General features: G+C 54.4%; 18 protein-coding genes. 12 read left to right on the top strand and 6 right to left on the bottom strand.

Features of this window, described 5'->3' with window-relative positions:
* Positions 1 to 8 precede the first annotated feature (8 nt).
* Positions 9 to 974: an SIR2 family protein gene (locus IXC47_RS10400; protein WP_195875593.1), complete on the top strand. Its 966-nt coding sequence runs from the start codon at positions 9 to 11 to the stop codon at positions 972 to 974.
* 27 nt (positions 975 to 1,001) lie between these two features.
* Here the strand turns inward: IXC47_RS10400 and IXC47_RS10395 are convergent, their stop codons facing one another.
* Positions 1,002 to 2,066: an MBL fold metallo-hydrolase gene (locus IXC47_RS10395; RefSeq protein WP_195875592.1), complete on the bottom strand. Its 1,065-nt coding sequence runs from the start codon at positions 2,064 to 2,066 to the stop codon at positions 1,002 to 1,004.
* A 134-nt stretch (positions 2,067 to 2,200) separates the two neighbouring features.
* Here IXC47_RS10395 and IXC47_RS10390 point away from each other — a divergent pair, with 134 nt between their 5' ends.
* From IXC47_RS10390 to IXC47_RS10365, 6 genes are all read left to right on the top strand, one after another.
* Positions 2,201 to 2,587 (top strand): YchJ family protein, encoded by a 387-nt coding sequence (locus IXC47_RS10390; RefSeq protein ID WP_195875591.1) that lies wholly within the window; start codon positions 2,201 to 2,203, stop codon positions 2,585 to 2,587.
* A gap of 25 nt (positions 2,588 to 2,612) precedes the next feature.
* Positions 2,613 to 3,971 (top strand): adenosylmethionine--8-amino-7-oxononanoate transaminase, encoded by a 1,359-nt coding sequence (gene bioA / locus IXC47_RS10385; protein ID WP_195875590.1) that lies wholly within the window; start codon positions 2,613 to 2,615, stop codon positions 3,969 to 3,971.
* The gene (gene bioF / locus IXC47_RS10380; RefSeq protein ID WP_195875589.1) at positions 3,968 to 5,152 is read left to right on the top strand and encodes an 8-amino-7-oxononanoate synthase; all 1,185 of its coding nucleotides are present in this window, start codon (positions 3,968 to 3,970) and stop codon (positions 5,150 to 5,152) included. The genes bioA and bioF overlap by 4 nt, the downstream gene beginning before the upstream one ends.
* A 2-nt stretch (positions 5,153 to 5,154) precedes the next feature.
* On the top strand, positions 5,155 to 5,865 hold the full coding sequence (gene bioD / locus IXC47_RS10375; RefSeq protein WP_195875588.1) for a dethiobiotin synthase: 711 nt from the start codon (positions 5,155 to 5,157) through the stop codon (positions 5,863 to 5,865).
* Positions 5,866 to 5,907: 42 nt separating this feature from the next.
* The gene (gene bioB / locus IXC47_RS10370) at positions 5,908 to 6,927 is read left to right on the top strand and encodes a biotin synthase BioB (protein WP_195875587.1); all 1,020 of its coding nucleotides are present in this window, start codon (positions 5,908 to 5,910) and stop codon (positions 6,925 to 6,927) included.
* A gap of 83 nt (positions 6,928 to 7,010) precedes the next feature.
* Positions 7,011 to 7,940: a hydroxymethylglutaryl-CoA lyase gene (locus IXC47_RS10365; protein ID WP_175624297.1), complete on the top strand. Its 930-nt coding sequence runs from the start codon at positions 7,011 to 7,013 to the stop codon at positions 7,938 to 7,940.
* Between the two features lie 74 nt (positions 7,941 to 8,014).
* Here IXC47_RS10365 and IXC47_RS10360 read toward each other — a convergent pair whose 3' ends face one another.
* The 3 genes from IXC47_RS10360 to IXC47_RS10350 all read right to left on the bottom strand — a co-directional run bounded on the left by IXC47_RS10360 (position 8,015) and on the right by IXC47_RS10350 (position 11,847).
* Positions 8,015 to 9,961, bottom strand: coding sequence for a TRAP transporter large permease (locus tag IXC47_RS10360; RefSeq protein WP_195875586.1), 1,947 nt, complete (start codon positions 9,959 to 9,961; stop codon positions 8,015 to 8,017).
* Positions 9,958 to 10,584 carry a TRAP transporter small permease subunit gene (locus tag IXC47_RS10355; protein ID WP_175624295.1) on the bottom strand — a complete coding sequence of 209 codons (627 nt, stop codon included), beginning with the start codon at positions 10,582 to 10,584 and terminating at the stop codon, positions 9,958 to 9,960. The genes IXC47_RS10360 and IXC47_RS10355 overlap by 4 nt, the downstream gene beginning before the upstream one ends.
* A 114-nt stretch (positions 10,585 to 10,698) precedes the next feature.
* Positions 10,699 to 11,847 (bottom strand): TRAP transporter substrate-binding protein, encoded by a 1,149-nt coding sequence (locus IXC47_RS10350; protein ID WP_175624294.1) that lies wholly within the window; start codon positions 11,845 to 11,847, stop codon positions 10,699 to 10,701.
* Positions 11,848 to 12,340: 493 nt separating this feature from the next.
* Between IXC47_RS10350 and IXC47_RS10345 the strand changes: the two genes are divergently transcribed.
* Positions 12,341 to 12,805 (top strand): GNAT family N-acetyltransferase, encoded by a 465-nt coding sequence (locus IXC47_RS10345; protein ID WP_175624293.1) that lies wholly within the window; start codon positions 12,341 to 12,343, stop codon positions 12,803 to 12,805.
* A gap of 3 nt (positions 12,806 to 12,808) precedes the next feature.
* Here the strand turns inward: IXC47_RS10345 and IXC47_RS10340 are convergent, their stop codons facing one another.
* A complete protein-coding gene (locus IXC47_RS10340; RefSeq protein ID WP_175624292.1) occupies positions 12,809 to 13,090 on the bottom strand; it encodes a winged helix-turn-helix domain-containing protein in 282 nt (93 codons plus the stop codon).
* 169 nt (positions 13,091 to 13,259) lie between these two features.
* Positions 13,260 to 14,732: an aminotransferase-like domain-containing protein gene (locus IXC47_RS10335; protein ID WP_195875585.1), complete on the bottom strand. Its 1,473-nt coding sequence runs from the start codon at positions 14,730 to 14,732 to the stop codon at positions 13,260 to 13,262.
* Positions 14,733 to 15,014: 282 nt separating this feature from the next.
* On the opposite strand from IXC47_RS10335, the gene IXC47_RS10330 reads away from it, so the two are divergent.
* The 4 genes from IXC47_RS10330 to IXC47_RS10315 all read left to right on the top strand — a co-directional run bounded on the left by IXC47_RS10330 (position 15,015) and on the right by IXC47_RS10315 (position 19,812).
* The gene (locus tag IXC47_RS10330) at positions 15,015 to 17,336 is read left to right on the top strand and encodes an FdhF/YdeP family oxidoreductase (protein WP_326838396.1); all 2,322 of its coding nucleotides are present in this window, start codon (positions 15,015 to 15,017) and stop codon (positions 17,334 to 17,336) included.
* Positions 17,337 to 17,427: 91 nt separating this feature from the next.
* Complete coding sequence (locus IXC47_RS10325) at positions 17,428 to 17,679, top strand: DUF1289 domain-containing protein (protein WP_195875583.1); 252 nt, start codon at positions 17,428 to 17,430, stop codon at positions 17,677 to 17,679.
* A gap of 63 nt (positions 17,680 to 17,742) precedes the next feature.
* Positions 17,743 to 18,210, top strand: coding sequence for a hypothetical protein (locus IXC47_RS10320; protein WP_175624288.1), 468 nt, complete (start codon positions 17,743 to 17,745; stop codon positions 18,208 to 18,210).
* A 99-nt stretch (positions 18,211 to 18,309) separates the two neighbouring features.
* Positions 18,310 to 19,812 (top strand): DNA-3-methyladenine glycosylase 2, encoded by a 1,503-nt coding sequence (locus tag IXC47_RS10315; protein ID WP_195875582.1) that lies wholly within the window; start codon positions 18,310 to 18,312, stop codon positions 19,810 to 19,812.
* The last annotated feature ends 27 nt before the right edge of the window (positions 19,813 to 19,839 follow it).

Below are 19,839 nucleotides of genomic sequence, written 5' to 3'. Positions count from 1 at the left end.
GGGGAACAATGTTAAGAGCTAATACAACATTTGTTTTAGGAGCCGGTGCAAGTTGCTGCTTTGGCTTTCCAACTGGATCAGAGTTGTCGAGAGAAATTTGTGGCTTAACTAGAGCCTATCCTAAAGAAAAGAAAGTAAGGGCTTTCTCTGCGGCGACTACTCTATTGGGAATTTATTCCGAACCGTTTTTCGCCTCATTTCAGGAATCCGGTACACATTCGATAGATGCTTTTTTGGCGAGAAGGGATATTTTTTCTGACGCGGGGAAAGCGGCTATAGCTGCGTACTTACTAGATTGTGAAAAACCGGAAAAACTCTTTTCGGTAGATGGGAAGGCAAATAATAGTGATTGGTATGGTTATCTTTGGAGCCGAATGTATGACCAAGTAAACGACGTTGCTGATCTCGTTGTAAATAATAATGTGTCATTTATAACGTTTAACTATGATCGGTCTTTAGAGTTGTTTTTGCATACTGCTATAAAAAATACCTATGGATTAACCGCGGATTTAGCTTATGAAATATCAAGCCAGTTTCCTATTCACCATGTACACGGGCATTTAGGGAAGTTTGGGCCGGAAACAAGTTTCAGATATGGATTGGTAGAAGAGGAACCAAGGGCGCTAGGTAACAGGATGGCCTCCGCTGTAAAAAGCCTGAGAGTCATTCCCGCTGACCGAGCAGATGAAATTGATAGCAATGCATTTGATCTGCTGTGGCAAGCTGAGAATATAATTTTTCTTGGATATGGTTTTGATAACCAGAACAACGATCGTCTTGGTATTCGAAAACTAATATCTCGTAAATCGGATGAAGGTTTAAATCAACCGCATATTTTCGCCACGACTCTCGGAATGAAAAATAAGGAGCGCGAATATGCTTTTAATTCTATTGCAGATTCAAGAGCAGACCTTATCCATTATTCATCTCAAACATGCTATGAGTCGTTGAGAGAGTGGGGTGTATTGCTATAAGACTAGATGGGTTTCGGTTCTGAAAGCTTAGTAAACCTGAAACCGTATCACCCCATCCTCATCAATAATCCGCTTCAACATCCCATCCTTCCACAGCTTGTGCAAATGCGCGAGCGCCTCACCCAGCGCGAAACTTAACTGATGTGAATCCAGCTTACGCACAAACATGATCGGTACGATGTCCGCTGCCGATTGTGGTGTGACGCAAGCTTTCAGTACTTCTTCCAGTCGCGCTGCATGATGGTCAAACAATTGCTGGATACGCGTATGCAAACCACGGAAAGGTTTGCCGTGTGACGGCAGTACCAGCGTGTCTTCCGGCAGGTCTTTGTATTTCAGCAGCGAGTCCAGGTATTGCTGTACCGGATTCGATTCGGGTTCCACTGCGAATACTGAAACGTTGGTCGAGATGCGCGGCAGCACCATGTCGCCGGAGATTAATAAGTTGAGGTCTGCGCAGTAGAGTGCAGCATGTTCCGGTGCGTGGCCGAAGCCGGTGATGACGCGCCATGCATGATCGCCTATGCGAAAGCTTTGATGATCATGCATGCGTATGTATGAAGTCGGCACGCTAGGTACCAGTGTTGGGTAGTAGCTGCGGCGGCCTTCCAGCTCTGCCAGCATTTGCGGATCAGCCAGGCCATGACGTTTGAAGAACGGGAACATCGAGGTGCCGTCCGCGCCGGGTAAGGCGGCGGACATCATGCGGGCGAAGGTATATTCACCTGTGGTCATCCACAGCGGTACGTTCCAGCGACTACAGATCCAGTCGGCCAGGCCGACGTGATCGGGATGGCAATGGGTGGCGATGACGCGCACTATCGGTAAGCCTTCCAGTTGGGTGGCGAAGATGGTTTCCCAGGCGGCGCGGGTGGCGTCGTTGGAGATGCCGCAGTCGATGACGGTCCAGCCGCGGACCTTGCCGTTTTCACCCTCGTATTCATCGGCCAGCAGCCACAGGTTGATGTGGTTGAGGGCGAAGGGCAAGCCCATGCGCAGCCACTTGATGCCGGGCATTACCTCGAATGTGCTGCCAACGTCTGGCAACGTGTCGTCAAATGGATAGGCTAGTTGTGCTTCAAGCAAATTCATCGCGGTCCCGTATCAATCCAATAAGATTCACATTCCCGGTAGGCGCGCCTACAATAGCCGACGGAAATGCATGACGTCATTCTACGGTGTTCGTTCGGATTACGTCATTGCAACTTGAACAAGCAGGACAGAAGATGGCAAAAACAATCACGACCGCTTGCCCCTGCGGCAAAGGCGATTATGCGACGTGCTGCAAACCGTATCACGATGGCACGTCTGCGCCGACTGCCGAAGCGCTGATGCGCTCGCGCTACAGCGCGTATGCCCTGGGTCTGATGCACTATGTGCACGCGACCTGGCATGCGTCGACCCGTCCGCCACTGACCGACTTTGTACATGATGCCGCGACCAAATGGCTGGGGCTGGAAGTGCGCAAGTTTGTACCCGGGCAGGATGAGGCGACGGTTGAATTTGTCGCGCGTTCCAAGAGCGGTGGTCGTGCCCAGCGTTTGCACGAGATCAGCCGCTTCGTACGCGAAGACGGACGCTGGTTTTATATAGACGGCGTCTTCCCCGAATAAATTATTGCAGAGAGGCAGACACTCAATGGTGGATGCAATTAATAAAGCGCCGCACAAGGATAACGATCTGGTCGCGCGCAGCCTGCGCAGCGTCTGGCATCCATGTACGCAAATGCAGCATCACGAAACCTTGCCGCTGGTACCGGTCAGTCACGGTCGCGGCGCATGGTTGTATGACACCGATGGTCAGCGTTATCTGGATGCGATCAGTTCCTGGTGGGTCAATATGTTTGGCCACGCCAACCCGCGCATTAACAGCGCACTGCGTTCCCAGCTCGATATGCTGGAGCATGCGATGCTGGCTGGCTTCACGCATGAACCCGTAGTGCAGTTGTCGGAGCAATTGTCGGCTCGTACAGGTCATGCTTTGGGTCACTGCTTCTATGCATCAGATGGTGCATCGGCAGTCGAGATCGCGCTGAAGATGAGTTTCCATTCATGGCGTAATAATGGCTTTGCCGACAAGCGCGAATTTGTTTGCCTGAAAGGGAGCTATCACGGTGAAACCATAGGTGCGCTGGCGGTGACTGATGTCGCTATCTTCCGCGATGCGTACGACTCCATGCTGCAACATGCGCATGTGGTGATGAGCCCGGATGCGCGTGCTGCACGCGACGGTGAAACTGCTGCCGATGTCGCACGTCGCGCTGCTGCGGCACTGGAGGCACTGCTGCAGGAACGCGGCAAGCATATCGCCGCCCTCATTGTCGAGCCACTGGTGCAATGCGCGACCGGCATGGCGATGTATGACACGGTGTATCTGCAGGAAGTACGTGCACTGTGCGATAAGTACCAGGTGCATTTGATTGCGGATGAGATCGCGGTCGGTTGTGGTCGCACCGGTACTTTCTTCGCTTGCGAACAGGCGGCGATCTGGCCTGATTTCCTCTGTTTGTCCAAAGGCATTAGCGGTGGTTACCTGCCGCTGTCACTGGTGATGACAACTGATGACATCTATCAATCCTTCTATCACGGTGATGTGACGCGCGGCTTCCTGCATTCGCATTCCTATACCGGCAATCCGCTGGCATGCCGTGCGGCACTGGCGACACTGGCGATTTTTGAAGAAGATGATGTGATCAATGCGAATCGGGCTAAAGCGGCGCGTCTGACTGAAGCATTGGCACCGTTGGCTGCGCATCCGCAAGTCAGCAACTTCCGCCAGCGCGGCATGATCTGGGCTTTCGATGCAGTGATAGCTGATGCCGCCGCCGCAGCAAACTTCTCGCGCCGTTTCTTCACGACTGCGCTCGAGCATGAATTATTGCTGCGCCCTATCGGCAATACTGTTTATCTGATGCCGCCCTACATCCTGAGCAATGAAGAGATAGATGGACTGGCCGCACGTACGCAAACCGTTTTTGAAAAGGTCATGCGCGCATGAGCAAGCTGATCGCAGGACTGGAACAACAACTCGCGCAAATCGATGCTCTAAGCCTGCGTCGTCGCCGTCGCATTACCGAGTCGCCATGCGCACCACGTGTGCAAGTTGATGGTCGTGACATGCTGGCATTCTGCAGCAATGATTATCTCGGCCTGGCGGCGCATCCACGCATCGTGAATGCCTTGCAGGAAGGTGCCAGCCTGTACGGTGCCGGTAGCGGTGCTTCGCATCTGATCAGTGGTCACAGCCGTGCACATGCCGAGCTGGAAGAGCGACTGGCAGAGTTCGTCGCGCCGCAGATTGCCGATGCGCGCGCATTGTATTTCTGCACTGGCTATATGGCGAATATCGCCATCCTCAGTGCCTTGTCCGGCAGCGGTACCGACCTGTTTTCTGAATCACTGAACCATGCGTCGCTGATAGATGGCGCACGTTTGTCGCGCGCGAATGTGCAGGTGTATCCGCACGGCGATCTGACCCAACTTGCCAGCTTGCTGGCAGCGAGTACAGCCAGCAACAAGATGGTGGTAACAGATAGCGTATTCAGCATGGATGGCGATCTGGCCGACTTGCCGCAACTATTGGCTTTATGCGAACAGCATGATGCATGGCTGGTAGTCGATGATGCGCATGGCTTTGGCGTGCTCGGCGAGCATGGTCGCGGTGTGCTGGAGCACTATGCATTGAGTTCACCCAACCTGGTGTATATGGGGACGCTCGGCAAGGCGGCTGGTGTGGCCGGTGCCTTCGTCGCCGCCCACAAGAGCGTGATCGAATGGCTGGTGCAGCGCGCACGGCCATATATTTATACAACTGCTGCGCCACCGGCGATTGCGCATGCCTTGCTGACCAGCCTCGACATCATAGAGGGTGCAGAAGGCAGCGAACGGCGTGCACATCTGCAAACCCTGATCGCGCAATGGCGTTGCGCACTGCAGCCGCAGCGTTGGCAGGCGCTGGCATCGGATACCGCGATCCAGCCGGTCATCATCGGTGCCAACGATGAGGCGATGAAGATCGCTGCTGCTTTATATGAACAAGGTCTGTGGGTGCCGGCGATCCGGCCGCCTACCGTACCGGCCAATACGGCGCGCCTGCGCGTGACACTGTCGGCGGCGCATACTGCGGCTGAAGTGACGCAACTGGTCGAGGCGCTGCAGCAACTGGAACTCAGAGGATAAAAATGGCGGCTACTTTTAATTGTTTTGTGACCGGCACCGATACCGAAATCGGTAAAACCATGATTTCCACCGCCTTGTTACATGCCCTGGTGCAACAAGGGGTACGGGCGGCGGCCATCAAAAGTGTGGCGGCCGGAGCCACGCCAATTCAGACAAGTGAGGGTCAGGTCTGGCACAATGACGACGCTGACGCGCTGGCGCAGGCTGCAAATGTGGTTTTGCCGCGCGAATTGGCGACGCCGTATTTGCTGAGTGAGGCCTGCGCGCCGCATGTTTCGGCGGAGTTGCAAGGCGTTGCTATAGATATCGCGCATATTAAGAGCTGTTATGCGCAGGTGCGTGAGATGGCGGATGCCGTGGTGGTCGAGGGTGTAGGCGGTTTCCGCGTGCCTTTGTCTGACCATGCGGATACTGCAGATTTAGCACAGGAACTGGCTTTGCCCGTCATAATGGTGGTCGGGCTGCGGCTGGGATGCCTGAATCATGCTTTATTGACCGCCGATGCGATTGCCGCACGCGGCCTGAAGCTGGTGGGCTGGGTGGCAAATACAGTAGATGCTGCCATGCCGTTTGCCGAGGATAATGTCGAAGCATTACGCGCACGTTTGTCCGCGCCCTTGCTGGGTTGTGTGCCGCGCTTGCCGGCACCGTTGCCAGCCGCTGCTGCTTCGTATCTGGATTTTTCGTGTTTGCCGAACTGGCCTCGGGCCTGATCTGGCGAATACCCGATTTAAATTTTAGTCAGGAGTTTTTCGATGTCGTCGCAACCAGTAACATTCCAAGCGCCAGTAACGCCTATCATCCCTACTGCCTGGCCAGTGGACGATGTGCTGGCCTTGTTCAATCTGCCGTTCAATGAATTGATGTTCCGTGCGCAAACCGTGCATCGTGAAAACTTCGATCCGACTGAAGTTGAGCTGGCGACCCTGTTGTCGATCAAAACCGGTGGCTGCCCGGAAGATTGCGGCTATTGCCCGCAAGCTGCACGCTACGACACCGGCGTGACCGCACAAAAAATCCTGCCGCTGGAAGAAGTCCTGACCGCTGCACGTGAAGCCAAGGCACACGGCGCGACCCGTTTCTGCATGGGTGCGGCATGGCGCGAACCTAAAGACCGCGATCTGGAAAAAGTGGAAGAGATGGTGCGTGAAGTGAAGGCCATGGGCCTGGAAACTTGCGCCACCCTCGGCATGCTGGGCGAAGGCCAGGCCGAGAAACTGAAAAACGCCGGTCTCGATTACTACAACCACAATCTGGATACCGCGCCCGAGTTTTACTCGAACGTGATCTCGACCCGTGATTACCAAAACCGTATCGACACGCTGGGTCGTGTGCGTGGTGCCGGTATCAAAGTCTGCTGCGGCGGTATCGTCGGCATGGGTGAATCGCGCCTGCAACGCGCGGGCCTGATCGCGCAATTGTGCAATATGGATCCTTATCCTGAATCGGTGCCGGTGAATAACCTGGTACAGGTTGAAGGTACACCTTTGCACGGTACCGAAGCGATCGATCCGCTGGAGTTCGTGCGTACCGTTGCGGTCGCGCGTATCACCATGCCTAAAGCTCGTGTGCGTTTGTCCGCAGGTCGTCGCGAAATGGGCGAAGCGATCCAGGCACTGTGTTTCGTTGCTGGTGCAAACTCGATTTTCTACGGCGACAAATTGCTGACTACCGGTAATCCTGAAGCGATGGCCGATCAGGACTTGCTGGAAAAACTCGGCATGCATACCCGCAGTACCGCTATCGATGCGCGCTGCGATGTCACGCCGTCGTAATTCGTAACTTTTGAAATTGATGCGGCCGGTTGATACTTTCGACCGGCCGTTTTTCCTTCCACCGCCAAGTTGAGGTTCCTCAATTGAATCTTGCCCAGCCACTGCCAGCATCCGTCAAAATCATCGAGGTCGGCCCGCGCGATGGTTTGCAGAATGAACCGCAAACCATCAGCGCCGAGACCAAGATAGAACTGGTCAACCGTTTGTCGCAAGCAGGCTTTGCGAATGTCGAAGCAGCTTCCTTTGTGTCGCCGAAGTGGGTGCCGCAGATGGCGACTTCATCCGAAGTGATGGCCGGTATTACCCGACGTCCGGGTACGCTCTACTCGGCGCTGGTGCCGAATATGAAGGGCTTCGAAGCCGCGCTGGCAGCAGGTGTCGATGAAGTGGTGATCTTTGCTGCGGCGTCGGAGGCTTTTTCGCAAAAGAATATCAATTGCTCTATCGCTGAATCAATCGCGCGCTTCCGCGATGTCGCGCAGGCGGCCAAGCAGCACAATTTACGTTTGCGTGGTGCCCTGAGTTGTGCTTTCGGTTGCCCGTACCAGGGCGAGGTGACAGCTGATAGCGTGGCTGATGTGGTGCGCCAGTTGCGTGAACTGGGCTGCGATGAAATCGATATCGCCGACACCATAGGCGTGGCCACACCGCGCCATGTGCAAACGGTGATGCAGCGCGCGATAGAGGAATTCCCTATCGACCGTTTGTCCGGTCACTTCCACGACACTTACGGCCAGGCGCTGGCGAATATTTACGCGAGCCTGGAAGTCGGTATCACGATTTATCACGCGTCGGTGGCAGGCCTCGGTGGTTGTCCGTACGCCAAAGGTGCGACCGGTAATGTAGCGACCGAAGATGTACTCTACATGATGCAGGGCCTGGGCATAGAGACCGGTATCGATTTCGATATAGTGGTCGATGCCGGACAATTTATTTCGGAGCAGCTGGGCCGCAAGGCGGTCAGCCGTGCCGGTAATGCGATCGCGGCTAAACGCGGGGCAAGTTGCGGCTAAGCCTGCATCAGGCTGGCCAATAAAAAACGGGATGCAGCCTGAGCTGACATCCCGTTTTTTTGTCGTGCGCCTGCTTAGTTATACAGTACGTTCGGCAGCCACAAACCTATGGCCGGGAACATGTAAAGCAGGATGAGTGCAAAGATCTGTATCGCCATGAAGGGCATCATGCCGAGGAAGATCTGGTTCAAGGTCACGTGTGCAGGTGCGACGCCTTTCAGGTAAAAGGCCGACATCGCGACCGGTGGAGACAGGAATGCCGTTTGCAGATTCATCGCCACCAGCAAGCCAAAGAACAGCGGATCGATATCAAAGTGTGCCAGTAGTGGAATAAAGATAGGCATGAAGATCACGATGATCTCCGTCCATTCCAGCGGCCAGCCCAGCAAGAAGATAATGATTTGCGCCAGTATCATGAATTGCAGCGGTGTCATATCCAGCGACAGTACCCAGTCGTTGATGATCTCTTGTCCACCCAGTAGTGCAAAGGAGGCGGAGAAGATACTGGAACCAACGAATAGCCAACACACCATGGCACTGGTTTTGGTTGCCAGGTAAGCCGACTCTTTCAACATGCCGAAGTTGAAGCGACGGTAACAGGCTGCCAGCACGATGCCGCCGAATGCACCCATGGCCGCCGCTTCAGTCGGGGTTGCCAGGCCGAACACAATGCTGCCCAGCACCGCCAGTATCATGAAGGCGAGCGGGAATAATGAACCCAGCAACATCTTGAAGATTTCCAGCCGGGCAAAGGTGAAGAACGCGTAGAACACAATCATTGCCGCGAAACCTATGCCGAATGCGATCCAGTAGCTTTGCGGTGCAGCCTTGGATTGTGGCGCGGCTGGTGTGGTCGGTGCCGTCGGTGCACTCGCTGCCGCCGGTGGTTCAGCTACCGCAGCTGCCGGGGATGCAGCTTCTGCCGTGCTTGCCGTTGCATTTTCTACCGGCGGTTCGCTGAGGCCGCCTTCGGCCGGTGGTTCACCGAAGCCATCATTGAGCGAGCCGGATTCAGTAGCGCTCTCTTCTGCTCCTGTCCCCATCTCCATGATTTCGACCGGTGCTGCTTCCGGACTGGTCACCAGGCGATAGGTGGTTCCCATGACCAGTGCGAATGCCAGCGCAGGCAATAGCGCTATGCCCAGTTGCGAGAGCAAGGTGCGGGTGGAGACATCTGCATTGCGACGTCCCTTGAGTGCACCTAACAAACCGGGCAGTACATTATTGCTGACGGAGGTGGAGATTTTTTCCGCGTAAGCTGGCAGGTCGACATGACGTTCCGCTGCAGACAATGGCGGGGCCACGCTGGGTTTCAGTTTCGCCAGTATGATCACATAGCCTATGTACAGACCGGCCAGCATGATGCCCGGGAAGAAAGCACCGGCATACAGTTTGACTACCGATACACCTGCAGTCGCGCCGTACACAATCAGCAAGACCGAGGGCGGAATCAGGATGCCCAGGCAACCACCGGCGGTGATTGCACCTGCTGACAGCTGGGTGCTGTAACCAGCCTTCAGCATGGCTGGCAATGCCAGCAAGCCCATCAGCGTGACGACCGCACCAACGATACCGGTAGCCGTGGCAAACACGGCGCAGGTAACAATGGTGGCGACTGCCAGTGAACCAGGAACCCGTGCCATGGCGATATGCAGGCTCTTGAATAGCTTTTCGATGAGGTTGGCGCGCTCGACCAGATATCCCATGAAGATGAACAAGGGAATCGAGATCAGCACATCATTCGCCATGACCGAATAAGCACGCTGCACCATCAGGTCCAGCGTCTGCTGCGTGGCAAGACTGGGGTCCCGACTATAGAACGCAAACCATGCAAACATCACGCCCATGCCCATCAGCGTAAACGCGGTAGGGAAACCCAGCATGATGGCAACTACAACCAGTGCCAGCATCAGCAAGCCCAGATGACCGTTGGTCATATGCTCGGGTGAAGGCATCAGGACAAACAAACCAATCACAATGGCAATCAGGATGGACAGGCCGAACCAGACTTCTTTCCTCATGGCTTACCTCCTGTGTTGTTGACGATGAGCTGGTCAACGGCGGCGATGTCTTTATCTTTTACATGTACCATCGCCTTGAGTTTATCTACGTCCACTTCTTCCACGTCTTTTTCACGCGAAGGCCATTCACCCTCTTTCAGGCAGATGATGCAGCGGATGATTTCGACCACACCCTGCATCAGCAGGAGTACACCCGAGATCGGAATCACCATCTTGAACGGATAAAGCGGTGGACCGTTCGCAGTAAGTGTTGAATGTTCCTTGATGGCCAGTGATTCGGCGGCGTAGGTATAGCCGGCCCATACCAGGGCGATGACGCCAGGAATAAAGAAAACAAAGTACAAGGTCAGATCCAGCCCGGCTTGCAGGCGTGGCGGGAAAAAACCGTACAGCACGTCGCCACGGACATGGCCGTTCTTTGCCAGCGTGTATGCACCCGCCATCATGAAGGCAGTGCCATACGCCATGATCATCAGGTCAAAGGACCAGGGATTGGGACTGTTCAGCGCATAGCGTGCGAACACTTCCCACGAAATGAGAAAGGTCAAAATAACGATAAGCCAGGAAAATAATTGACCTACCCAACTGCTGACCTTGTCGATGAAAAATAAAAGGTTCTGCATAAAGGCTCCGATTCAAAGACAGGGGATGTAGCCGCAGCCGCGACGTTTGTCTGCGCTTAATAAAACACCATCCGATGTCCTGGATGGTGTCGTAGAAAACGCGATCGATGCCGCTTAGGCTTTCTTCGGAGCGGTGCGGGCGAAGTAGTGGTTGTATGCCATGCGCCTGTTGTTATTGGTGTCCATGTCCCACTTCATGGCACGTTCGGCGAAGGTTCTTTGTGATTTCTCTACTTCCTTGAACAATGCGTTGTCGGCCCCTTTCTTGGCGACGACGTCATCCCAGATGGAGAGTTGGGTTTGCAGTATGGCGTCCGGCGTTTTGTAGAATTTGACGCCATCCTTGGTTTGCATCTCGCGATAATCTTTCGAATAGCGGTCGATGGCTTTCCATGACATATCTGCTGACGAAGCTTCCACCGCATTCGCGATGATGGCTTTCATCTTCGGCGGCAGTCCTTCGTACTTGGTTTTATTGAAGGTGATCTCGAACTGCTCGGAGCTTTGATGGAAGCTTTGCAGCATGCAGACTTTGGAAACGTCAGGGAAGCCGAGGACACGATCCGAGCTGGCGTTGTTGAACTCAGCGCCATCCAGCAGGCCGCGGTCCATGGCAGGTACGATCTCGCCACCTGGCAAGGCATTCACCGCTGCGCCCATCGCGGTAAACAGATCAATCGCGAGGCCGTTGGTACGGAACTTCAGGCCTTGCAGGTCTTCTTTCTTGGTGATCGGTTTTTTGAACCATCCCAGTGGTTGAGTCGGCATAGGGCCGGTCAGGAAGGAAGTGACGTTGGCACCGATGGAGGTATACAGTTTCTCCAGCAGCTCTTTACCGCCGCCGTATTTATGCCATGCCAGCACCATGTTCGCATCCATGCCGAATACCGGACCGGATGTCCACAATGCGATTGCACTTTGTTTGCCGTAGTTGTAGCCCATCACACCGTGGCCGCCGTCGAGTGTACCTTTCGATACCGCATCCAACAGGCCGAAGGCTGGCACTACAGCACCTGCTGGTAAAACTTCAATCTTGAGCTCACCACCGGTCATATCATTGACCTTCTTGGCGAAGTCTTGCGCGTATTCGTGGAAAATATCTTTACTAGGCCAGGTGCTTTGGAAGCGCATCTGGGTGACAGTCTGCGCTGTCGAAATCATTGGGAAGCTAAGTGCGGCTGCTGCGCTTGCGGTTGTTGCGGTCCCCAGGAATTTGCGGCGGGAGGAGGTAGTCGTCTGATTCTGCTTGTGGCTCTTCTTCATTGTGTATCTCCTTTTATATTTTTTAGAAATCACTTTGATTCATCAACCGACAGGTAGCATCCATTGATTTTTAATGGCGGCAGTACTGACGTGCGTAGAATGCGCTTTCGTATGCATATGTCAAGTTGCATCGCAACAAGTAAGCCCTTATTTTTCGCGCGATTTTTAAAAATCACCATTAAAAAATCGTATGTGTTAAATGTAGATGACGGATGCCGGAGATTTTTTTTTGCTGCTTTCCGGTGGAATTTTTAGTTGAAAACCAGAGTCTGTTTCATAGGGAAAACACGCGATTTTTCCAACTCTGGAAAGTGACAAACGAAAGCTTGCACGGAACTTACATGCACCAAGATGGCGAGCGTTTCGATGTAACAAAGGCGCGTTTGTGGCGCTGCAGTTATTCTGATTAAATACCTCAAATATTTTTCAACGCGTGATCGTCGCTGTGTTTTTTCTTACGTGACGCTTACAAACAGTGAGCGGAATCCCAGCCATGTCTGATATCGATTTGATTCAAATTAATGTGCACGGAAAACCGATGGGTAAGGTCGGCGTATTGAGCGACATCGCACGACAAGTGTGTGCTGCGACTACGCGTTTGTATGCGGATGCGGGCTACACTCCGCCGTGGCTGGGCTATCTCGCGCAGCGGGATCGCAAGCTGGTGGGGGCCTGCGCATTCAAGGCACCGCCGCAGGATGGCAAGGTAGAGATAGGTTATCTCACCTTTCCTGATCATGAAGGACAAGGCGTTGCTACTGCGATGGTGCAGCAATTACTGCAGATCGCAAAAACAGCGCAGCCGCAGCTGACTGTGATCGCACATACGGCGAATGAAGAGAATGCATCGAACGCGATACTGAAGAAATTCGGTTTCCAGTTTGCAGCTGTGTTCGACGATGCGGAGGATGGTCAGATGTGGACGTGGCAGTTGCTACCGGATGCTGCTGAACAGTAATGTCTATTGCGTGCTGAACAGCGTGGGGAAGATTTCTATGCCGGTGTCATTGAGTGCCGCAAAGATACGACCGTCTTCATGATTCGTCACTTCAACGATGCCAGCATCTTCAAATTCGCTCAGCGTACGGCGCAAGGTGCTCATGGGTACGCATGTGCGCTTGCTGAGTTTGGCCAGCGACCACGCTTTACCATCGCTCTCTTGCGACGCTTCCCATAAATGCCGCAGGATGGTGACTTTGATCGGATCCAGATCGTCCTCGTGTTGCGCTGTTGCGTTCGCCATGATGAGAGGCTTCCTTTTAATGCACTAGTGCTGATGTCCGGCCTGCTTGTATTGTTATCGGACATCCCGTCTCCGCTGCGCTCTCTGTGGAGCGTCATGCGCACGGCAGTATCTGACCTGCCGTGTTACTGATGTAGAACGCATCTCACGGATACTTATGAAATGAGTTCTAAGTATTATAGTTTTCACGCGTGCGCGCAGCAAGCGCACGTTCTGCCTGCCGTATGCAATCGCCGGCCAGTTTGCCTACCGTTCTGAGTGCATCTTCTATGCTGGCTGACCACGGATAGCTATAGTTCAGGCGGATGAAGTTGTTATAACCGTTGGTGGTCGAGAACATATAGCCGGGACCGATGGTGATGCCGGCCTGCAAGGCCAGCTCATACAGCTTCATCGAATCGACTTGCGGTGGCAGCTCTACCCACAGCACATAACCGCCCTTGGGCTCCGAGGTCTGCGTGCCTTCCGGGAAGAAGCGCTTGACTGCGGCGCGCATGATGTTGGCTTGCTGCGCGTAGATTTTGCGAATGTGGCGCAGATGATGTTCGTAGCCGTCATGTTCCAGATACTCGGCTATCGCCAGCTGCGGGATGGTTGGTGTGGTCAGCGTGTTCAGGAATTTCAGTTTCTCTACCTGGTCGCGATAACGTCCCGGCATGGCCCAGCCTATGCGGTAAGCAGAGGTCAGACTCTTCGAGAATGATGCGCAGTGCAAGACCAGACCTTCGGTGTCGTAGGACTTGAGTGAAGTCGGATGCGTGTCACCGTAGTACAGCTCGTTGTAGACATCGTTCTCTATGACAGGCACCTGGCGCTTGGTAATCAGTTCGACCAGCGCACGTTTCTTTTCATCCGGCATCTGGAAGCCGAGCGGGTTCTGGAAATTGGGCATGATCATGCAGGCGGCGATCTCATGCTGGTCGAGTATTTCTTCCAGCGCTGCCAGGTCTATACCTTCACGCGGATGAGTGGCGACTTCTATCGCACGCATACCCATACGTTCGATCGCGTGCAACATCGCATAGAAGGTAGGTGATTCAACGGCGACGATATCGCCGGCCTTGCCGACCGCTTGCAGACAAAGATTGATCGCTTCGGTAGCGCCGACAGTAACGACGATTTCATTCGGATCGATAGCGCTGCCGTTTTCCAGATAGCGTCTGGCGATTTGCCGTATCAGGTCGGGATGACCGGGCGGCAAAGCATCGGTGACGCCCCACTTGGTTTGTCGACGGGTGATGCCGTATGCATAGCGATTGATTTTTTCTGACGGGAACAAACTAGGGTCGGGGTAAGGTGAGCCTAGCGGTACCGCATCGTTGGTGATCGAACGCAGCGTCGATAGCACCAGATGACTGACGTCAACCTGTGACGAGATAGCCAGCGGTTGTGAAGTGCGCAATTCCTGCGGCACTTTGCCATTTGTCGATTGCGGCGGCACGCGTACGAAGTAGCCGGATTGCGGATGACTTTCGATCACGCCTTTGCTTTCGAGCAGCAGGAATGCATGCACGACAGTGGTGATGCTGAGGCGGTGATGCTGACTGGTCTGGCGTATAGACGGCAAGCGTTCACCTGGTCGGAACACGCCGTTCTCGATCAGCTCTTCAATATCTTTTGCCAGCTTTTCATACAGCTTCACAAATGCCCCTGCTGCTTGTCATGTTAATTTTTTCGCCTGTAATGAGACATATACGTTTGCAAAATATCCTAGTGTTGATGCGGCATTCCAGATGGATTTACGTTTCCTTAACGCGCCGAATAAAGCACAGATTTGTCGCTACTCAAACTGTACTCTTTTTATTTCATTCAATGTGTACGCTCTTCAAAATCATAGCGGTCCTAAGCTGCATGTACGTGGCACACAAGGTGATCATGCATGACTTATCTGCATGGCGGTGGGCCCGCGAAAAGGAAAGCAAACGTGGAAAAGTCGAAGTCGCAAGGCACTATAGAAACCTATGATCATCCGGCCGGTGGCTGGGGAGCGGTGAAGTATGTCGCCATCAATATGATCAAGGAAAAAGTCGCTGGCGGTAAATATCGTACGCTGTTCAAACAAAACCAGCCTGAAGGTTTTGATTGCCCGGGCTGTGCCTGGCCTGATCGTCAGCATGCGTCGACATTTGAGTTTTGTGAAAATGGCGTGAAGGCGGTTGCAGCGGAAGCGACCAGCAAACGTGTGACGCCTGCCTTCTTTGAAAAGAACACAGTAGCAGCACTGCTCGAGCAATCCGACTACGAGCTGGAGCAACACGGTCGCCTGACCGACCCTATGCGCTATGACGCCAAGACAGACAAGTACGTGCCTGTTAGCTGGGCTGATGCGTATAAGCTGATCGCATCGCATCTGCATCAACTGGACAATCCGCACCAGGCTGCTTTCTATACTTCGGGTCGTGCCGGTAATGAAGCGGCTTTCGTGTATCAATTGTTTGTGCGCATGTTCGGCACCAACAACTTCCCTGACTGTTCGAATATGTGTCACGAGGCAACCAGCCGTGGCCTGCCATCTACCGTAGGCGTCGGCAAAGGTACAGTAACGTTGGATGACTTTGAACATGCTGATACGTTGCTGATCTTTGGTCAGAATCCTGCGACCAATCATCCACGTATGCTGGGTGAATTACGTGAATGCTCGAAGCGTGGCGCAGTGATCGTCTCCATCAATCCCTTGCGTGAACGCGGTCTTGAACGTTTTGCCGATCCGCAAAGCGTGGTGGAAATGCTGACCTTGTCGAGCACCAAGATTGCCTCGACTTTCATCCAGCCTAAACTGGGTGGTGACTTCGCTTTGATCAAAGGCGTGGCCAAACGCACGCTGGAGCTGGATGACGAAGCGCTTGCACTCGGTACCGAGCGCGTACTGGATACCGCCTTCATCGCAGAGCACTGCGCAGGTTTTGACGCCTTCGCCGCCGACTTGCGCATGCAGGACTGGCAGGAGCTGGTTGATGAGTCCGGCGTGTCGCGTGACGATATCGAAAAACTGAGCCGCATCTATGTCAATGGCAAACGTGTGATCGCAACCTGGGGCATGGGCATTACCCAACACAAAAACTCGGTGCAGACCGTGCACATGCTGTCCAACCTGATGATGATGCGCGGGAATATCGGTCGCGAAGGCGCGGGCCTGTGCCCTGTGCGTGGCCATTCGAATGTACAGGGTAATCGCACCGTCGGCATCGAAGAAAAGCCATCGCAGGAATTCCTGAGCAGCCTGGGCAAAGTATTCAACTTCGAGCCACCGCGCGAACACGGCTACGATGTGGTTGAAACCATCCATGAAATGCTGGAAGGCCATGTAAAAGTATTCATCGGCCTGGGCGGTAACTTTGTGATGGCGACGCCGGATACCCCGCGTACATTTGACGCGCTGCGTTCGTGCAACCTGACCGTGCATATCACCACCAAACTGAATCGCAGCCATCTGGTGCATGGTGCCGATGCACTGATCCTGCCTACGCTGGGTCGTACCGAGATCGATAAGCAAAACGGTGTGGCGCAAGGCGTGACGGTGGAAGATTCGATGAGCATGGTGCACATCTCTTACGGCATGAACACACCAGCGTCGAAAAACCTGATGTCGGAAACCGCCATCGTCGCCAACATCGCACATGCGACACTGGGCTCGGAGAAAGTCGACTGGCTTGCTTATGCGGCTGACTACTCGCTGGTGCGTGATGCGATCGAGCAGGTGCTCGATGGTTTTGAAAACTACAATGAACGCATTGCGAAACCAGGTGGTTTCCACCTGCGTGTGGCGTCGCGTGAACGTGAGTGGCTGACCGATACCGGCAAAGCGAATTTCATCGTGCACAACATCCAGCAAGACACGCCTATCCGCCGCGCCAAGCAGCAACACGGTGCACAGCTGATGACATTGATGACGACCCGTTCGCATGATCAGTACAACACGACTATCTATGCGATGGATGACCGTTATCGTGGTGTCTTCGGTCAGCGTCGTGTAGTCTTTATCAACCCGGAAGATTTGCTGATGCTGGGCTACAAGGCTGGTGAATGGGTGGATATGAGCACCGTGTGGGACGATGGCATAGAACGTCATGCGAATCGCTTCCTGCTGGTGGAATACGATATTCCACGCGGTTGTATCGGTGCCTACTATCCGGAGACCAATCCGCTGGTGCCGCTCAATAGCGTCGGTGATGTCTGCAATACGCCAACCTCGAAATCGATCCCGGTCTTGCTGCGTCCTTCGATGTCGGTCGCACTCGCCGCCTAAGCGGTATTGCATCATTCAGACGGCTGCCCGCCCTTAGTGGTCGGCAGCCGTTTATACTTGCGGCTATCTGTCATTCTCCGGTATCCGTCCCATGCGCCGAAAACCTGCGCACCCTGAAGATCTCGACGTCCTGATTTCTTACCTCGATATCGATGCGACGTCTTTGCCCTCGCCCTGCATAGGCATCTGCCGGGTCGACCCGCGCACAACTTATTGCAGCGGTTGTATGCGCACCATAGACGAGATCACGGTCTGGGGCGCGATAGACGATGACGGCAGACGACAAATCTGGCGCGACATCATCGTGCGCCGGACCGCGTTGCGAGGTCCTGCTGCACGCTAATTTCGACTGTAGCGGGCAGATGTGCGATGATGCCGCCACGCCCATGAATCGAGCAGTAATAATATGACAATGAATTTTTACAAGCCGGAAAAAACCGTCACTGGCCCGGCCTATAGTTTGTGGTTCAAGATTTTGGCCAGTGTTTTTTCGATCAGCCTGTTTGTTTATGCGATCGATATCACGCGACGCTTTCCTTTGCTGGAGTATGGCCTGAGTGTCAAAGTCCTGTTGTTTGGCGCAGCTGTCATGTTGGTGGTCAGCTATTACTGGTTCCTGCGCTCAACCATCACCATCGATGACAAGGGCATCACTCAAACCTGGTTGTATAACCGACAGGTCGAATGGCGCGATGTACGCAGTGCGAAGATGATAGGCATCCCTTTTCTCAGCTGGTTGTTTCCGCCACGACTGGTGGTGCGTACCGGTAATTCATTTAGCACTTTCAATGGCGGCACACAGGACATCCTGATCGAGTTTGCCCATATCTCGCTGGCCTTCCAGATGCAAAAGCAGGCTGGCGCTGATAAGTAATTCCTGCCCCATGCGGCCATCGCCGCATGGAAATATCCTGCCGGGGATCTTGTCCGAAAACGGCTAGACGCTATCCCGTCCGACGCGTATAAATACGCCATGGATACGCTCACTCCCGACTCATCAAAACACACGCCGCTGCTGGTTCCGGCGAGTTGCTATCGCGCACTGGCGGCCAAGGATGCGCGCTTCGATGGCGTGTTTTTTGTTGGAATTAAAACGACCGGCATATATTGCCGTCCGGTCTGCTCGGTTAAAACTCCGCGTGAATCTTCGTGTACTTACTTCAGCACCGCCGCTGCGGCTGAGGCCGCGGGCTTTCGTCCCTGTCTGCGCTGTAGGCCGGAGCTGGCACCCTACGCCTTGCAGCAAAACCTGGCATATGCGGTATGGCAAAGGATAGCGGCAGGTGCGCTGAATGATGGTGATACGGAAAGATTGTCGGCAGAGGTGGGTTTGTCGTCACGACAACTGCGGCGTGTCTTGCTTGAACATTTCGGCGTGACGCCGGTTGAGCTGGCGCAGACGCAACGCTTGTTATTCGCCAAGAAATTGCTGCAGGAAACTAACCTGCCCATGAGTGATGTGGCCTATGCGGCAGGCTTCGGCAGCATACGCCGCTTCAATGCGCTCTTCCTGGCACGCTACGGCATGGCACCGACCAGCATACGGCGTGCCGCAGGTGTGACGCCTGCAAACGGGCAGGATGCGATTACGTTACGTCTTGCTTACCGCCCGCCATATGCATGGGAAGCGATGCTGGACTATCTGGCCGGACGTGCGATACCCGGTGTCGAAGGGGTAATCGAGGAAACGCCCGGTACACGCTCCTACGCACGCAGCGTGATGCTGAATGGCGTAGCTGGCTGGTTGCGCGTGAAGCATCTGCCCGCACGCAAACAACTGGAATTATCGCTACCCGCTAATCTTGCGCCCGTATTGATGCCTATGCTGGCACGTGTGCGCAAACAGTTCGACCTCGATGCGAATCCGGAAGTAATAGCCGCCCATCTGTCTGCCGATCCATTGTTGGCGGCGCAAATCAGGGCGGTGCCGGGCATGCGCGTGCCCGGCACCTTCGATACCTTTGAACTGGCGATACGTGCGGTGCTGGGGCAGCAAGTGAGTGTGGCTGGCGCAACCACGGTATCCGGACGCCTGGTGCATGCTTTTGGCGAGCCTGCCGAGACGCCGTTCATTGGTATCAACCGCCACTTCCCGACAGCGGAAAGACTGGCACAAGCCAGCGTGTCTGATATCGCTGGCCTGGGTATGCCCGGTGCCCGTGCGCTGGCGATACAAAGCCTGGCGCTGTTTGCGGCGGAAGGTGGTTTGCAGATGAAACCAGGTGCCTCGCTGGAAGAATGCGTGACCAGCCTGAAAACCGTACGCGGCATAGGCGAATGGACGGCGCAGTATGTGGCGATGCGCGCCTTGCGCTTTCCAAATGCCTTCCCGGCTGGCGACCTGGGTTTGCAAAAGGCGGCGGTGGAAGTGGCAGGCGGTGCGCGACTGACGGAGAAAGAGTTGCTGGCGCGTGCTGCTAACTGGTCACCGTGGCGTGCGTATACCGCGCTGTTGTTGTGGAACTCACTAAGCTGATCGTAGCGATAGAGACAAAGGAAGCAT

The organism is Herminiimonas contaminans, from assembly GCF_015645465.1.
Taxonomy (GTDB): domain Bacteria; phylum Pseudomonadota; class Gammaproteobacteria; order Burkholderiales; family Burkholderiaceae_D; genus Oxalicibacterium; species Oxalicibacterium contaminans.
This window is presented reverse-complemented; position numbering and strand designations above follow the sequence as displayed.

Bases quoted from the DNA above. Each gene is read 5' to 3' on its own strand.
- IXC47_RS10355 (WP_175624295.1), bottom strand. From the start codon at position 10,584: ATGCAGAACCTTTTATTTTTCATCGACAAGGTCAGCAGTTGGGTAGGT.
- bioD (WP_195875588.1), top strand. From the start codon at position 5,155: ATGGCGGCTACTTTTAATTGTTTTGTGACCGGCACCGATACCGAAATC.
- IXC47_RS10340 (WP_175624292.1), bottom strand. From the start codon at position 13,090: ATGGCGAACGCAACAGCGCAACACGAGGACGATCTGGATCCGATCAAA.
- IXC47_RS10350 (WP_175624294.1), bottom strand. From the start codon at position 11,847: ATGAAGAAGAGCCACAAGCAGAATCAGACGACTACCTCCTCCCGCCGC.
- IXC47_RS10320 (WP_175624288.1), top strand. From the start codon at position 17,743: ATGACAATGAATTTTTACAAGCCGGAAAAAACCGTCACTGGCCCGGCC.
- bioB (WP_195875587.1), top strand. From the start codon at position 5,908: ATGTCGTCGCAACCAGTAACATTCCAAGCGCCAGTAACGCCTATCATC.
- IXC47_RS10395 (WP_195875592.1), bottom strand. From the start codon at position 2,066: ATGAATTTGCTTGAAGCACAACTAGCCTATCCATTTGACGACACGTTG.
- IXC47_RS10360 (WP_195875586.1), bottom strand. From the start codon at position 9,961: ATGAGGAAAGAAGTCTGGTTCGGCCTGTCCATCCTGATTGCCATTGTG.
- bioA (WP_195875590.1), top strand. From the start codon at position 2,613: ATGGTGGATGCAATTAATAAAGCGCCGCACAAGGATAACGATCTGGTC.
- bioF (WP_195875589.1), top strand. From the start codon at position 3,968: ATGAGCAAGCTGATCGCAGGACTGGAACAACAACTCGCGCAAATCGAT.
- IXC47_RS10390 (WP_195875591.1), top strand. From the start codon at position 2,201: ATGGCAAAAACAATCACGACCGCTTGCCCCTGCGGCAAAGGCGATTAT.
- IXC47_RS10325 (WP_195875583.1), top strand. From the start codon at position 17,428: ATGCGCCGAAAACCTGCGCACCCTGAAGATCTCGACGTCCTGATTTCT.
- IXC47_RS10315 (WP_195875582.1), top strand. From the start codon at position 18,310: ATGGATACGCTCACTCCCGACTCATCAAAACACACGCCGCTGCTGGTT.
- IXC47_RS10345 (WP_175624293.1), top strand. From the start codon at position 12,341: ATGTCTGATATCGATTTGATTCAAATTAATGTGCACGGAAAACCGATG.
- IXC47_RS10400 (WP_195875593.1), top strand. From the start codon at position 9: ATGTTAAGAGCTAATACAACATTTGTTTTAGGAGCCGGTGCAAGTTGC.